The following is a 14460-nucleotide window of genomic DNA, read 5'->3' on the forward strand; positions in this document are numbered from 1 at the left end:
TCCTACAATAGAATGCTGGATTTTTTATATTTCGTACCACTTGATCTCATTTGCATCCAGCTTCAGTGAGAAGCTGGAGCCATCACCGCGGTAAACGACTGTTTCCTGTGGCTCATACGTATTATTCACGACGCAGAATTTGTCCTTTTCCACATAAGCATGAACCTCAACATTATAGTTCTCACTGAACCAGCTGTTCAGCTCCTGATCGCTGTGGGCGCTCCAGAGGATCGCACGGTACAGCAAGCGGCTATTCTCGAAGCAATATGGTAAACCGCTTATATATACGCTTCGCCCGTCGCCGAATTCGTTCACCGCAAGTTGAACTTCCTTGTCCGTTTGACGGAGAATCGTAGTATCTTCAAGGGCAAAAATATTTTTTTTGCCTTCTCCAAAGTTGATTTCCTTGCTTCCATCCGGATTGATTTTACAATCTGCCGTAATGAAATGTTCATGCTCATCCCAGTTATATTTATCATAACCCAGCGTAAAGCCACGTTCTTCCTCTACACCGAGGATGTTGGCCAGTTGGAAAAAGCGCCCATTCGCCTGATGCGCTGTGGGTTCGCCAACACCGATAAATCCACCGCCTTCATAAACAAACCTTTTTACGGCGGTAACAATATCCGTATCCAGCCACCATTCTCCACCCGTATAGGCCGTATCTGCATCTCCGACGTTTAATATGACGTCAATATCATCTAAAACGGAAGGATTTTCTTTGATATCGTCGAAGCTGATGAAGCTCACTTCGAAAGGTGCACCAGAGAGAGCTTCAATAATACCGGCATAACTGTAATTTTGCTTGTAATAAAGTGCATGATGGACCATATGGTTCCCCCAGGCCCGCATTTTGCCCCAACAGTTGAGCACGGCTACTGACTTGACGCAATACGGCGAGGTTCCCTGTACATTGTCATAGAGCGTACGGAACTCATCCGTAACGCTTTCTACATAATCAATAAACTCGGGAAAATCAAGGGCTAGCTTAAGATATCCGCCGTAGCCGATCCGATCGATCGGTTTGCGGAGAATCGCACGTCGCGCGGTGACCCAATTTACTTTGGCTTCCTTTACGGGGTCCCCGCCTGTATGAAAGGTATCCGGGAAAAAGTAAGGTAAGAAACGGCCTTCCGTATATTGCACGCCCGGGATATCGCTGATCAGCCTTAGTGTTGAACCGTTTCCTACACTGCCAACTACGGCATCCAGACCGATTGATGCAAATTCCTCCATGAAAGGCTCTGTGCCGATCCAATGATCACCCAGGAACATCATGGCCTCCTTACCACATTCGTGGGTAATATCGACCATTTCTTTGGCAAGGCTCGCCACTTCCCGACGCTGGAATGCTTGAAAATCACGGAACTCTTTCGTAGGTATTCGATAGGTGTTATTGTAGTATCCTTGGTCGATAATAAATTCAGGTCTGAACCTGTACCCGATCTCTTCCTCAAACTGTTCGAGGATATAAGGGCTAACTGAGGCTGAATAGCCGTACCAGTCCACATATTTTTCACGAGCGAGCTCATCAAAAACCAAGGTGAATTGGTGGAAGAAGGTTGTATAGCGAATCACATTGACATAAGGATGATCTTCGATAAACTTGCGAATTCGCTCCATCGTATACTTACGAGTCTTCGGTTGACGAACATCAAAGGTAATTTGATGCTCGACATCTTTCCATTCATTGGTGACCGCATTGTACATATGAACCGGATCCCACATAATATAAGCCAAAAAACTAACGGTATAGTCATGGAACGGCTGGGTTGTGATGGTGACATCGCCGATTTTGTCGTCATAGCTCCATTGTTCGGTCGGAACGACCTCTCCGGTTGTACGATCGATGACTTCCCACCAGCGCTGAATATCGTCGCGACAATTCACTTTGAGCATGTCGGGATAAATCCCCTTCATAAGGGAAATGGAAATGCTTTGGCCTTCAGCCGTATGAATGGGAGTCATCAAATACATTTGTTGAATCTCTTCAGGGTTGGCATTAGCCCATACGTTATCCTTACGGGTTGTATAATAAGTGGAATAGACCTTGGCATCGATATCCCGCAGTTCGGCGGGAAAGTCAGTTCCATCACAATCACGTACAGCGTCGGCTCCCCAGCGTTTCATGATCTCCAGGGTTTGCGGAATAACGTCTAAATCAGTAGGGATCGTTACACGTCCTCTTTTTGTACTCATGGTTGAAAACTCCTCTATTTATATTTTCGGTTATATAGCCATAGCAGACCGATCAGCATAGCGAGCCCAAGCAACATGAGACCTAGTCCGGGAGCTCCAATGTTCTTTTGGCCGACAATGACCAATCCGATACCGACGATAAAAACAATCAGCATCAACAAATTACGCAAATAATTCTTTGTAGAGTCTTCCATCATCGCACCTTATCCTTTCAGCCCGCCCATCGTCATACCTTGGGTTAGCTTTTTTTGTACCAGAATATATATAATCAAGGTTGGAAGCATGACCAGCACCAGACCTGCATACATCTGACCATACTGAACTGCGGATTTTTGCGCCGCCATCAGGTTCATTAAGCCGACAGGTAATGTCTTCAGGGTCGGTTTGGTTAGGAGCGTCATAGAGATAATATATTCGTTCCAGTAGGACAGGAAATTGAACAGAATAACCGTTACGATACTGGGTTTGGCCATAGGCATAATGACTTGCACCATAGTACGAAAATAGCCAGCACCGTCCACCGAGGCCGCTTCCTCAAATTCTTTGGGCAGCGATTTAAAATATCCCGACATGAGATAGATCGTAAATGGCAGTGCCATCGCAGCATAAACCACCGCGAGAACAAACAGGTTGTTCAGCAAAAAAGGGTGTCCCAGTATGCCGCGGAGCATCTTGTCGCCGTTATTAAGCATCAGAAAGATAGGAACAATGATATAGTTTACATTAATAAACAAACCCGCCATAAACATCATATTCCAGAATCCGTTCCCTCTAAATTTAAAACGAGAAAGTACATAGGACGCAGGCAATGCCACAATAAGTAGAAGCACCAGTGCGATTACCGTCACCAATACGGAATTGAGCATAAAAGAACCCATTTTTGCCTTGAGCCATGCATCAGCAAAGTTCTGTAAATGCATCCCGGCTGGTAGTGCCCAGGGACTGCCGTAAAACTCACTGTCTTGTTTGATGGAGGCCATGAATGCCCATAGAACAGGGATGAGGATGAGAATAGCTAAAGCGATCAGTATCACGTAAATGAAGCCTTTATATAATTTGTCGCTAACACCTCTCCGTGAGCGGTTGTTTGTATTCATCTTATTCCCTCCTAAAATTCCAAATGCTCTCGTCTGGTAACTGCGTTTAGTATCCCAGCAAGCGCAAACGAGAACAGGAACACAATTACACCGATGGCCATCCCATAGCCATAAGAGGAATTAGTATAAGCTTCTTTATACATATAACTGAGGAACACTTCGGTGGCACCGTCTGGACCGCCGCTTGTCATCGTCATCACGAACAAGAAACTCATGTTAATCGTACTGATGATGAAAAAGGTGAGCGTCGTCCGTATGTTCGTCCAGATTAACGGAATGGTTATCTGGAAAAACTGAGCCATTCGCCCTGCCCCCTCAAGTCCTGCCGATTCATATAAGCTCTCTGGAATGTTGGCCATACTAGCCATATACATCACCATGTAATAGCCGATGGCCTGCCAGATCATAGCGCCTGCAAGACTAAAAATAACCATTTTCTGATCTCCTAGCCATAGGACAGGCTCTGCTTGTAACCCTCGAAATAGCTTTAACAATGAATTCAAAAGCCCACTGTTCGGATCGTAAATTGCTGAGAAGATTGCACTGATGACAACCACAGACAGAATGTTAGGAATATAGAAGATTACGCGTAAAACATTTTGCCCTTTGAGTTTTTCACGTGTGAGCATCGATGCAAACAGAAGTGCCAGAGCAAAGGTCACGATTGTAACCAGAACAATGAGCAGAACACTATTTTGAAAGGTCTGATAAAACTTATCGCTATGAAACAGTCTATTGAAATTCTGCAAACCTACGAAGGTTTTGTTATCGGTATAGCCGCCCCACTTGTACAATGACATCCGAAAGACATCGATCGTAGGAATAAGTAAGAAAATTGCAAAAAGGAGGACGGCGGGTGCTAGACAGAAGAAGATAAAACGTCCTCTTCCTTTTTTCATATCCATGGCTTTCTCTCTCCTCCCAAAGGTCAGATCATGGTGGTCAGCCCAGGTCGCCCGCCATGATCCTGATACATTCTCAAGGCCCTCGGCCTCTTTATTATTTCAATGCTCCCCGCAAGGCGTCGCTTGCTTTAATGATTCCCTCAACCCACTGTTGCTGTGTTTTAGCACCTGTGACAAGGGAGTCAATGGAAGCAAACACTGCATCCGATATATTCACCCCTTCGACAGGGTCTGTTGTTGCAAATGCACCCATAGCAGCCTTTGCCCCATTGTCATAGATGCTGTAGAAAAGCATGTTGTCTCCATCCAATTTGTCGGACATACCTTTGATCGGTTGAATCGCGCCAACCTTTGCAAAAATGGCTGCTGCCTCATCGGAATAAAGATAAGCAATAAATTGTTTTGCCAGATCTGCGTTTTCCGCTTTGGCAGGAATCCAAATTTGTTCGAAGAAGGTATACGAATAACGGTCGCCACCGTCTTTTATTGCCGGAAGAGCTGTGAAGCCCCATTTGAAGCCTTCTGCTCGCGGAGCTTTGCTCATTTCGCCAACGACCCAAGTACCGTTAGGCATGAAGAGTGCTTTATTGTCCAGAATCAGTTGTTGGTTTTTGGTAAAGTTATCTTTGTTGGCATTTGCGGGAACCGTTTTTTCGGTGTAAGTAGCCAGTTTACCGATCAGTTCAACCGTTTGTTGAGCTTCTGGGGTTTGCCAAATGCCTTCGTTGTAATGCGTCACTTTAGTGAAGAAATCCGCGCTGCCCACCTCGTTGAGCAAAGCATAGAAGAAAGAGTCAAAGTAACCTGACGTCGGATAAGCAAATAGTGAAATACCCTCGGCTTTAGCTTGATCACCTAGAGCCCACATTTCGTCCCAAGTCGTAGGAACTTTCCAACCTTTTTGTTCAAATAAACCCTCGTTATAAAACAAACCGGTAGGGCTGTAGAACATAGGCATGAGATAGGTCTTTCCATCGTTATACGGATTCGTGATCGTTGTATCAGTGAAGCCTGGAATCAGCTTATCCTTGACGGTTACACTTTCGCCGGGTATGGTCATGGACAGCACATCTGAAAGGTCAGTTAGGTTATTATCTTTGACAAAGGTTTCAGTCAAGCCCTTCGGCTGGCCCGTTGCCAAATGGATAACATCAGGAAACTCACCAGATTTCATGCCGGGTCCAATGACATCTTCAATATTTTTGTCAATCGTCGTTTCGACTTTCACGCCAGGGTTGGCGCTTTCGAAGGCAGCCGTAATTTCTTTCCATACATCAGCCCCGTAAGCGGTTTCCAAAGCAGCTAGCTTAAGAGTACGTTGTTCCGTAGATGTTGCCGAGTTCGTGCCGGTTGAATCCTTTGTTGAATTAGAGCCATTTTCAGAAGAGCTGCCGCAGGCTGCCAAGCTAAGAGTCAATGCTGCCGTGATCGCAAGGCTAAGAATTTTTTTCATAAATCCATTCCCCCTATATTTAGTGATCATACGTAACCGCTTACATTCTTTCTCGCCCTTTTAATTTATCTTAACGGCCTCTTTATATCTACATACATGTTGTCGTTGATTTTATATATCTTGCTAATATAATAAATTTATAAATTAACAATTTTTTCACAACATAAAACGTTGAAATTGGTTTAACTGTAGTTCACTAAATGAGATTGAGGAAAGGACGGACTGCAGATGGGAAATGTACGCTATTGGCTTCCCGGAAAGGGACGTGGAGAGATTCCCGCAAAGCTAATCTATGTTAGCACTTCCATTTATGAAGGAGATTGGTTCAGCATTCGTCATTCTCATAACTTCGCGGAGCTGTTTTATGTCCGAAGTGGACGAGGGAATTTCATCGTAGAGGATGAGATTTTTTCGGTGCAGCAGGACGATCTTGTCATCGTGAACCCGAACGTAGAGCATACCGAAGTATCCATTGGGAGTGACCCTTTGGAGTATGTAGTGCTTGGGGTTGAGGGGATGAGTTTTGATTTTGGAAAGCAAAGTGGAACCCGTAATCATGAAATTATCAATTATTCAAAACAGAGGAATGAACTCTTGTTGTATTTCAACGCTATGCTCTCGGAAACCGAAAACAAGAATGAGAACTATGAGGACGTCTGTCAAAACTTACTTGAGATTGTAATCATTAGTTTAATGCGAAGATCTGGTCATCCCTTCTCTGTTGTAACCACGCAAAGGGCTGACAAGATATGCAGTCGGATTAAGCGACATATTGACTCGAACTATGCGGAGGAAATCTCGCTCCACTCTCTGGCAGAAAAGGCGCATATCAGCAAATATTATCTGGCACATACTTTTGCTAAATATTACGGTATGTCACCTATTAATTATCTCAATGAGGTCAGGATTCGTGCGAGCAAGGAGCTACTAGAAACCACAGATCTTTCCATTGCTCAAGTTGCGGAATCCACTGGTTTTTCCTCTCAAAGCTACTTCTCACAAAATTTCCGCCGGTGCTGTGGCCTAACTCCAAGCGGTTATCGTCTTCAGACAAAAAAATGAGCTCAAATTAATCGCCAACTAGGTAACTTCTAATGCAACTATATGCTTGTCTCCCTAGAGCAAAAAAGTCCGATTGCGCTCAGTATCAGCAATCGGACTTCTTGTATTATGAATTATTGTTCAGCTAATTTCAGGAAATACTCTGAAGCCAAACGAACAGCCAGAATACTCGCACTATTGAGGGAATTATCAAAGATAACAACATGGTTATTTTTTACTGCCTCCAGTGAGTTCCACACCTTCGAAGTTTCCTTTTCCTTAACGGCTGCCTTTGCGACATCAATATCATGCTGGACAATAATATAATCGGGATTCATGTCGTATAGTCCCTCCAGCGTAAGCGCCTCGCCACCCTCAGGATATCCCTTCGGTGCCAATAATCCAAAGCCTGCAGTTTGATTGTAGTACATTGTATTTTTAGATCCTTGAGCAATAAAATTAGCTTTTCCATCAACCCGTAACAAGGCAAAGGTCTTATCCTCAAGAGTACCTAAATGTTCTTTCGTTTGTGCTATCATTTCTTGGGTTTCCTTAATCAATTGTTCTGCGAGCTCTTCTTTTCCAACAACCTCAGCGAGGAGCATCGTTGTTTTTTCCCAGGTATCGGTGTAGTCGATTAAGATGACTGGAGCAATCTTGTTCAACTCATCATAGATGGTATCCACAGACCCCTTAAAGGTTACAATCACATCAGGCTGGGCCTCAATAATCTTTTCCAAATTCGCTGAGTCGCTACCCAAATCAATAATATCAGTAGACCCGGCGTAAGGCTGTAAAGTTGCAAACTTCTCCATCGCTTCCGAAGCGCTTATTGATGCGATTGGAGGTGTATCCAGAGCAAAAAAGTAATCTAAGTATAATGGATGCAGCACCGCTATACGCTCTGGTCGTTTCTCAAGCATCACCCCATTATCGCTGGCATCCTCAATGGTTCTTGGCCATCCTTCACCCTCGATCTTGCTGGCCTCAGGAGTAACTGCAACGGGCGTTTCGGAGCAACCAGCCAGTATCCCCCCTGCAAGTAAAATTACAGTTAAAATCAATCCAGTTAGTCTTTTCATATGTCCTCCCCAATTACTGTGTATGCAGTGTTTTATGAATTTCCTAAATGATCTCGCAACGTTTCCCCGGTATATTCACTTCTGAACAGACCTCTTTCAACTAACTTTGGAATCAGCTTTTCAAAAAATATTTCCATCGATTTTTCTGAACCGCCTGGCAGGGCGATGAATCCATCAATAGCACCAGCCTCAACCCGCTCAATAATATCATTCATTACAGTCTCGACTGTTCCCACAGATACCCAATGGGCAGATCCGACAACCTCAGGCCGATTCAGGATATCTTTTACTGTAGGCTGATATTTTGTAATATAACGGCGCAACAGCTCAGCATGTGTGCGACTGCGAACAGCCTGATCAGGATCAGGCAGCATATCCTCGGTTACGCGTTGATCTAAGGGGAAACTGCTTAAATCAAGACCCATCAACGATTTCAAAGATCCGTGTCTGCGCTCAAGACTTAAATGGGCATGAGCAGCCTTATGTAATTCAAGCGCTTCTTCGTGCGTATCGGCCAGGAAAAAAAATAACCCCGGCAAAACTTTAATCGTGTTCGGATCGCGCCCATGTTCTACAGCTCTTTTTCTCAAATCACTTCGCAATTCCACGCCCGATTCAAGATCCGGCATTGCCGCAAAAATAGCATCCGCTACGGAAGAAGCAAAATTCCGTCCAATATCCGAAGCACCAGCTTGAAACAGAGGAATGGTTCCCGATGGATGAGAAGGTAAAGTGAGTGGCCCTTTTACATTGAAAAATTCACCGGAATGATGAATAGCAGTCACTTTTTCCTTATCTGAAAACATGCCTGACTCACGGTCAATAACAATAGCCTCATTCGGAAAACTATCCCAAAGCTTGCATACCACTTCCGTAAATTCTATTGCCTTTGCATACCGTTCTTCCGGTGATGGCATTGGCGAATTCCCGAAATTATCGGCGCCTTCAATAGAAGTGACAATATTCCACCCGGCACGCCCATTACTTAGCCAGTTTAAGGACTGAAGCTGCCGGGCAACAACATAAGGCGGATTAAACGTGGTAGAAATGGTCGTAACGAGTCCGATGCGGTTGGTTTCACGAGCTATTGCTGCAAAAAACAAAGTAGGATCTGTGCTGCCGAAATTGGAAGAATCGCCTAACATCTGCGGGCTAATATACAGATAATCAGCTCTGAAAAGAAAATCGAGCTTAGAGTTCTCCGCCATTTTTGCCCAATGAATATAATAGTCAATGGTTCCTGTCTGCTCTACTCCGCTATCCGGGTGCCGCCAACCGTCACCTTTATTCCATGTTGCATTTAAGGACAATCCAATACATAGTTGTCTGTTTGAAGTCATTTCTACCAACCTTTCTTATTTCTTATCATTGTTTTGCTCTAGAAAGCCCTCCGGACAAATTTTGCCCCCACCAAATAATAATGATTCTCATTATCAAAACAAAGTTTAGCAAGGATTCAAGCAAATTTAAATACACAAGTTACAAATTCGATATGCACAATTATCTAAACTATGGTTGGACGGCAAAAGGTCTGGTTCTTGCCCCACGACAAAACAAAAAAAGCCGCATCAATGCGACTTTATCTTTCAACACTCTAACTTGTGTCATTTGTACTGCTTCCACCCTATTGTCTCGGTTCCGATTCGACCTCTAAATTAGTCTTATAATCAAAGTAACTCCAGAGCTTTCAACAAGGCATACTCACTAGAGGTGGCACCTATTTGAGAAAAATGTGCATTCGGAAACATTGGCGCCAAATGATGATATCCAGGAAGTACTTGCAATTCGATCAAAACACCGTCAAAGGCAAGTTGTTTGGCAAATAATAAGGTTTCATCTATGAACAAATCAATGCTGCCTATGCTCATATAAGTGGGAGGTAAACCGGCAAGAGATTTTGCACGCGCTGGCACGTAATATTCACTTGTTTCCTCTTGTCCGGGTTCGTGACCTAAGACAGATTTCCAGCCGAAATAATTGCTTTTTTTGGTCCAAACAAACTCGCCGGCATAAGGATGGTCTGGCAAAATACTTGTACGGTCATCGAGCATTGGGCTGCGCAGTCTTAGATGATGGATGTCGAATTCCTTCTGGTCGCGAATGTACAGGGCTAACCCCGCTGCTAATCCACTACCGGCGCTGCTGCCTGCAAGAGCGACTTTTTCGGTATCTATCCCTAATTCCTCGGCATGCTCGATGCACCATTTCAGGCCGGAATAACAATCCTGTAATTGACTTGGCTGAATATGTTCTGGCGCTAGCCGATAGTAAACAGATACACAGCAAAAACCATGTTGCACAGCCAGTGCCGCATTGCTTTGGCGTTCACCGACCGGACTGCCCATAACCATTCCCCCACCATGAATCGAATAATATAACGGCATCTTACTGTTCTTTGGTTGGAGGGGTTTAATAATTTCGATACGAATATCAGGACCACCAAAATAACTTGGAACCGCCCTTTCTTCGAATGTGACTGGAAACAGCTGCGTTACATCGATTTGCTGCATCATTTTTGTTTGACTTTTCCGTGCTTCCATTAGTGTGGCAGCGGAAAGATCGGTGGCTGGTATTAAATCAATTGCACTTATTATCTCCTGATCGATCAGATGTCTGCTTCTGCTTTTTGGTTCATTCATATTTACTGTTTCCTCGCTCTCTTAATTATGTCCAATGAAGTACTGCTCTCTCCAATGGTCCAGTATTCCCGATTTGAATCCAGATCAAAAGTTACATTTCTCTCACTGTATCGACTCCTCTTCTGCCTAATCCTATTGTAAAGAGTGCAATAAGCTATTTAAATGAAAACAATAAGTTAGAATCGTTTTTGACATAAAAAACACTGATGAATTTCTTCATCAGTGCCGTGTACTACTTATTTTTGGAATAAACAATTTTCTTAATGGTTTCAACAGAGAGAAAGTAGTCCTTAGCAAGTTGCTCAATGCTGCTATTACTCTTAAAGGCTTGTCTAATAGTGGCATTTCGGTGATCTAACCATTGCCTTCCGCCACTCAAACTTCCCCAATGATTATATTCCTTTTCCTGTTTTGGGATGTAAATCGTCTCTCCCTGGACATACTCTTGAATCATTATTATTAACTTTTCGGGCAATATTTTTTTAGCGTTTGTATATTTCACTCTGCTTCACTCCTTATTTCTGAAAATAAGGTGCAAAGCCAAAATATTAGATAAGCTTATTTAGCGTTAGAAAAGATTTAACCCCATGCAAAGTAACGCTTCTCCAATACTGGCTTTGCACAAGTGAAGCAAGTCACAGACAATCTTAACAGATTCTCCATCAGTAAAGCACCTCCCTTTTACGTTGCCAGTATAGCATATTTCTAATTACTTCGGACCATCTCATGAACAATAGTTAGTCGCTCCTATGGATATATTTGATTAACTTAACCTTACGTGTATCGATGTCGAATGTAATAAACTCCTTCGCATTTGGAGGATTGTGTGGACTAAACCATAACTTGGTTGCGGCTTCTGAATTTTTTGATAATACTGAGTAATCGCCATTTGTATGGACGGATTAAGTAACGTCAAAGATACCCTTACCTATCAAGTTTCCCAATGGTTGATTTTTTTAACACAAGTCAACGACAAGTCGCTTGGGAGTTTATTTTATAAACCGTATAATCATAAGCAGAGGTGACGTTGATGAACGAAATTAATTTAGCATCGATCCTTGTAGCAAAACGCAGAGAAAAAGGATTAACACAGGATGCGGTTGCTGCATTTATCGGTGTTTCCAAAGCGTCTGTTTCCAAGTGGGAAACGGGACAAAGCTATCCTGACATCACATTTCTGCCACGGCTTGCGGCCTATTTTAATATTAGCATTGATGAATTGATGGGTTATTCCCCGCAAATGGAGCAGTCGGACATCGCAAAGCTTTACACCCGACTGGCCAATGATTTTGCTGCCCTTCCTTTTGATGAGGTAATCGCTGAATGTACGGCGATCATCAAAAAATATTACGCCTGCTTTCCGCTTTTATTGCAAATGGTTAAGCTGTACACCAATCACTTCACGCTGGCGAGAACACAAGAGCAAAAAGAGACTCTTCTTAACGAAAGCGTGACCCTGTGTGAACGGATTCAGGGCGAAAGTGGCGATATGCACCTTTCCAACGATGCGATTTTGTATCAATCGGTTTGTTGTTTGGCGTTAAGGAGCCCGCAGCGGGTCTTCGATTTACTTGGGGAGACTGTCCGGCCCGTGATGCCAAAGGGTGTGTTAATTTCACAGGCATATCAGCTTATGGGCAACATCGGCAAAGCCAAAGAAACCTTGCAGGCTGAACTGTATCAACACGTAATGGCAGTCTTTCAAGGGCTACTGAACGTCCTACAACTAAATATTAATAATATCGAAAAAGCCGAAGCAGCTTTTATGAGAGCGTCCGATTTTGCACGGATTTTTGATATGAAACGGCTAAATCCCAACAATGTCATTCTGCTTTACGCACTAGGCGCTCATCTATATTGCGTGAACAAATCACCCGAAAAATCGATTGAACTACTTGAAAAATATGTGGAAACCTGCATGGAAGGATTCTTTCCTTTTGAGCTTCATGGAGATTCCTTTTTTGATCTGATTGATCCGTGGCTGAAAGATTTCGACGTCGCCGCTCCCCGCAGCGAGCAGGTTATAAAGAATAGCATGATGAGGGATGTGCTGATGAATCCAGCATTCGATTCTTTATGTGAAGTTCCCGAATATCAACGACTAGTTCAGAAAATGAATCATTTTTTAGAAGAAACATGTTAATTGGAGGTTATGGGAATGAACGAAAAACTAATCATTGGCAAAGAAACGAATTATCCTCTAAATGGAATTTTGTCACTGCCGGAGGATTGCTCATCAAAAGTTCCGGCAGTGGTACTAGTACATGGCTCTGGCCCTGCAGATATGGATGAAAAGGTGGGGAATAACTTCCCTTTTAAAGACCTCGCCGAAGGGTTGTCAGACAAAGGAATCGCCGTGCTGCGATATGACAAAAGAACATTCGTCTATGGAAAAGAAATGAAAAACGATACCGGCTTATCCGTTAAAGAAGAAACGATTGAAGATGCTATCCTCGCAGCAGATTTATTGCGCAAAGACCCACGTATTGATACCAACCAAATATTCATTATAGGTCATAGTTTAGGCGGGATGTTAGCTCCACGAATTGATGCAGAAGGTGGACATTTTGCTGGGATCATTATTATGGGTGGGTCTCCACGCAAGTTAGAAGAGATTCTAATGGATCAAAACAACGATGTTTTAGACTCATTAAATAAGTTTTTGAAAATGATTGCGAAGAAACAAATAGCAGCACTATCAGCTAAGTTTGATAAAATTTATAAATTAAGTGATGAAGAAGCGAAATCAACTGTGGTTTTGGGGAAATATTCTAGAGCCTTCTACTTCAAAGAGATGGGAGAACATCCCTCCATTAATTACCTTAACGTATTAGATAAACCCGTACTCATTTTGCAAGGAGATCAAGATTTCCATGTATCCGTAGACAAAGATTTTAAGGTTTACAAAGACCTATTGGGTGAAAAACCAAACGTAACGTTTAAACTTTATCCCAACTTAAATCATTTATTTATGCCAGCTGTTTATGGAGAAATATTAAAAATGAAAAAAGAGTACAAAGTTGCACAACATGTAGATAAGAACGTGATCAATGACATTTCCGAATGGATTCATTCAATTTAGGAAAAAGCCATCAATAATCAGTAACTGACTGATTTCTTCAATACTTCTATACTTTCCTGAAGGAACGATTGATTTCTTTCAACTCCTCTGTTTTTACACCAAACAACGGCACTGAAAGCATCATAGAAATTATAAAACGGCAATACGATTTCGAGATTTAACATGTTCCGAATGGTTTGATAACCTTCGAAGTACGGGGACTTCGTTCTCGGGTTTACTTCCCAAATATATCTATTGATTTTAGTAAAGTCTATTTCAGAGGAGCCACCCCGAGCACTCTCAAAATCAATAATGCCAGTAACCTTGTTACCATTCACCAATATATTTCCAGGTCGAAAATCCATATGTACCAAACAGGGTCCGTCAGGATCAGGTAAAGCAGAGAACACGCCATCAAAATGAAGAATACATCGTTCATACAATGCTGGTTCGAGGAGCTCTTTGCAGGGCTCTTTCCACTTTTCAAAATTATTTTTGATATGTAGTCTCCAATTATTTTGGTCAAGAATATTAAATCCATCGGTTGAATGGTATCCATATCCTGGAGTTTTTACCTCATGAAGCATTGCATGATATACACCCATTTGAAAAGATAGCTTTTCATCCATATTTTCTGAACAAGGCACCCCTTGAATTGCAGAGAGAAGCAATGCTCCAGTATTACTTTCATCCCCATACCAAATGTCCAATACCTTAGGAACAGGTATGACGTCCTTCAATATTTCAAGCATCTGAAATTAGCGAAATAGCTTATCCTTGTTATATGGAATCTTAACATATACGTCTTCTCCACTACGAAGAGTAAGTTTATATACATCAGAACTAAATGATTCCGGAACATTTTCAATATTCAAGACATTCAATTTCAGCTTTTCTATAACGTTTAGAATGGAACTCATGTAGCGCCTCCTTTATTTGCGTTCAAATATAAATCAGCGAGCCCTTTTGATGTGGCTCGCTGA

General features: G+C 42.7%; 13 protein-coding genes. 3 read left to right on the top strand and 10 right to left on the bottom strand.

Features of this window, described 5'->3' with window-relative positions:
- Positions 1-24: 24 nt before the first annotated feature.
- From gnpA to PTQ21_RS23470, 5 genes are all read right to left on the bottom strand, one after another.
- The gene (gene gnpA / locus PTQ21_RS23450; RefSeq protein ID WP_079693844.1) at positions 25-2199 is read right to left on the bottom strand and encodes a 1,3-beta-galactosyl-N-acetylhexosamine phosphorylase; all 2175 of its coding nucleotides are present in this window, start codon (positions 2197-2199) and stop codon (positions 25-27) included.
- Between the two features lie 14 nt (positions 2200-2213).
- Positions 2214-2396 (bottom strand): DUF6903 family protein, encoded by a 183-nt coding sequence (locus PTQ21_RS23455; protein ID WP_256863549.1) that lies wholly within the window; start codon positions 2394-2396, stop codon positions 2214-2216.
- A gap of 6 nt (positions 2397-2402) precedes the next feature.
- Complete coding sequence (locus PTQ21_RS23460) at positions 2403-3296, bottom strand: carbohydrate ABC transporter permease (protein WP_079693845.1); 894 nt, start codon at positions 3294-3296, stop codon at positions 2403-2405.
- Between the two features lie 11 nt (positions 3297-3307).
- Positions 3308-4201, bottom strand: a complete 894-nt coding sequence (locus tag PTQ21_RS23465) for a carbohydrate ABC transporter permease (protein WP_079693846.1) — start codon at positions 4199-4201, stop codon at positions 3308-3310.
- A 94-nt stretch (positions 4202-4295) separates the two neighbouring features.
- Positions 4296-5654 (bottom strand): carbohydrate ABC transporter substrate-binding protein, encoded by a 1359-nt coding sequence (locus tag PTQ21_RS23470; RefSeq protein WP_079693847.1) that lies wholly within the window; start codon positions 5652-5654, stop codon positions 4296-4298.
- 228 nt (positions 5655-5882) lie between these two features.
- Here PTQ21_RS23470 and PTQ21_RS23475 point away from each other — a divergent pair, with 228 nt between their 5' ends.
- Positions 5883-6716, top strand: a complete 834-nt coding sequence (locus PTQ21_RS23475) for an AraC family transcriptional regulator (RefSeq protein ID WP_079693848.1) — start codon at positions 5883-5885, stop codon at positions 6714-6716.
- Positions 6717-6829: 113 nt separating this feature from the next.
- Here the strand turns inward: PTQ21_RS23475 and PTQ21_RS23480 are convergent, their stop codons facing one another.
- From PTQ21_RS23480 to PTQ21_RS23495, 4 genes are all read right to left on the bottom strand, one after another.
- Positions 6830-7777 (bottom strand): ABC transporter substrate-binding protein, encoded by a 948-nt coding sequence (locus tag PTQ21_RS23480; protein ID WP_079693849.1) that lies wholly within the window; start codon positions 7775-7777, stop codon positions 6830-6832.
- Positions 7778-7809: 32 nt separating this feature from the next.
- Positions 7810-9117 (bottom strand): NtaA/DmoA family FMN-dependent monooxygenase, encoded by a 1308-nt coding sequence (locus tag PTQ21_RS23485; protein WP_079693850.1) that lies wholly within the window; start codon positions 9115-9117, stop codon positions 7810-7812.
- Between the two features lie 327 nt (positions 9118-9444).
- Positions 9445-10416, bottom strand: a complete 972-nt coding sequence (locus PTQ21_RS23490) for an alpha/beta hydrolase (protein WP_063562712.1) — start codon at positions 10414-10416, stop codon at positions 9445-9447.
- A 232-nt stretch (positions 10417-10648) separates the two neighbouring features.
- Positions 10649-10918 carry a CD3324 family protein gene (locus PTQ21_RS23495; protein WP_079693852.1) on the bottom strand — a complete coding sequence of 90 codons (270 nt, stop codon included), beginning with the start codon at positions 10916-10918 and terminating at the stop codon, positions 10649-10651.
- Positions 10919-11446: 528 nt separating this feature from the next.
- On the opposite strand from PTQ21_RS23495, the gene PTQ21_RS23500 reads away from it, so the two are divergent.
- Together PTQ21_RS23500 and PTQ21_RS23505 are read left to right on the top strand one after the other, a co-directional pair.
- Entirely contained in the window at positions 11447-12559 is a 1113-nt protein-coding gene (locus PTQ21_RS23500; protein ID WP_274567351.1) for a helix-turn-helix domain-containing protein, read from the top strand.
- Between the two features lie 15 nt (positions 12560-12574).
- Positions 12575-13498: an alpha/beta hydrolase family protein gene (locus PTQ21_RS23505; protein WP_063562715.1), complete on the top strand. Its 924-nt coding sequence runs from the start codon at positions 12575-12577 to the stop codon at positions 13496-13498.
- A gap of 17 nt (positions 13499-13515) precedes the next feature.
- Here PTQ21_RS23505 and PTQ21_RS23510 read toward each other — a convergent pair whose 3' ends face one another.
- Positions 13516-14229, bottom strand: a complete 714-nt coding sequence (locus tag PTQ21_RS23510) for a phosphotransferase family protein (protein ID WP_274567352.1) — start codon at positions 14227-14229, stop codon at positions 13516-13518.
- Positions 14230-14460 lie beyond the last annotated feature (231 nt).

The sequence above is a fragment of the Paenibacillus marchantiae genome, assembly GCF_028771845.1.
GTDB classification, from domain to species: domain Bacteria; phylum Bacillota; class Bacilli; order Paenibacillales; family Paenibacillaceae; genus Paenibacillus; species Paenibacillus marchantiae.

Bases quoted from the DNA above. Each gene is read 5' to 3' on its own strand.
- PTQ21_RS23505 (WP_063562715.1), top strand. From the start codon at position 12,575: ATGAACGAAAAACTAATCATTGGCAAAGAAACGAATTATCCTCTAAAT.
- PTQ21_RS23475 (WP_079693848.1), top strand. From the start codon at position 5,883: ATGGGAAATGTACGCTATTGGCTTCCCGGAAAGGGACGTGGAGAGATT.
- PTQ21_RS23490 (WP_063562712.1), bottom strand. From the start codon at position 10,416: ATGAATGAACCAAAAAGCAGAAGCAGACATCTGATCGATCAGGAGATA.
- gnpA (WP_079693844.1), bottom strand. From the start codon at position 2,199: ATGAGTACAAAAAGAGGACGTGTAACGATCCCTACTGATTTAGACGTT.
- PTQ21_RS23510 (WP_274567352.1), bottom strand. From the start codon at position 14,229: ATGCTTGAAATATTGAAGGACGTCATACCTGTTCCTAAGGTATTGGAC.
- PTQ21_RS23455 (WP_256863549.1), bottom strand. From the start codon at position 2,396: ATGATGGAAGACTCTACAAAGAATTATTTGCGTAATTTGTTGATGCTG.
- PTQ21_RS23500 (WP_274567351.1), top strand. From the start codon at position 11,447: ATGAACGAAATTAATTTAGCATCGATCCTTGTAGCAAAACGCAGAGAA.
- PTQ21_RS23460 (WP_079693845.1), bottom strand. From the start codon at position 3,296: ATGAATACAAACAACCGCTCACGGAGAGGTGTTAGCGACAAATTATAT.
- PTQ21_RS23470 (WP_079693847.1), bottom strand. From the start codon at position 5,654: ATGAAAAAAATTCTTAGCCTTGCGATCACGGCAGCATTGACTCTTAGC.
- PTQ21_RS23485 (WP_079693850.1), bottom strand. From the start codon at position 9,117: ATGACTTCAAACAGACAACTATGTATTGGATTGTCCTTAAATGCAACA.
- PTQ21_RS23480 (WP_079693849.1), bottom strand. From the start codon at position 7,777: ATGAAAAGACTAACTGGATTGATTTTAACTGTAATTTTACTTGCAGGG.
- PTQ21_RS23465 (WP_079693846.1), bottom strand. From the start codon at position 4,201: ATGGATATGAAAAAAGGAAGAGGACGTTTTATCTTCTTCTGTCTAGCA.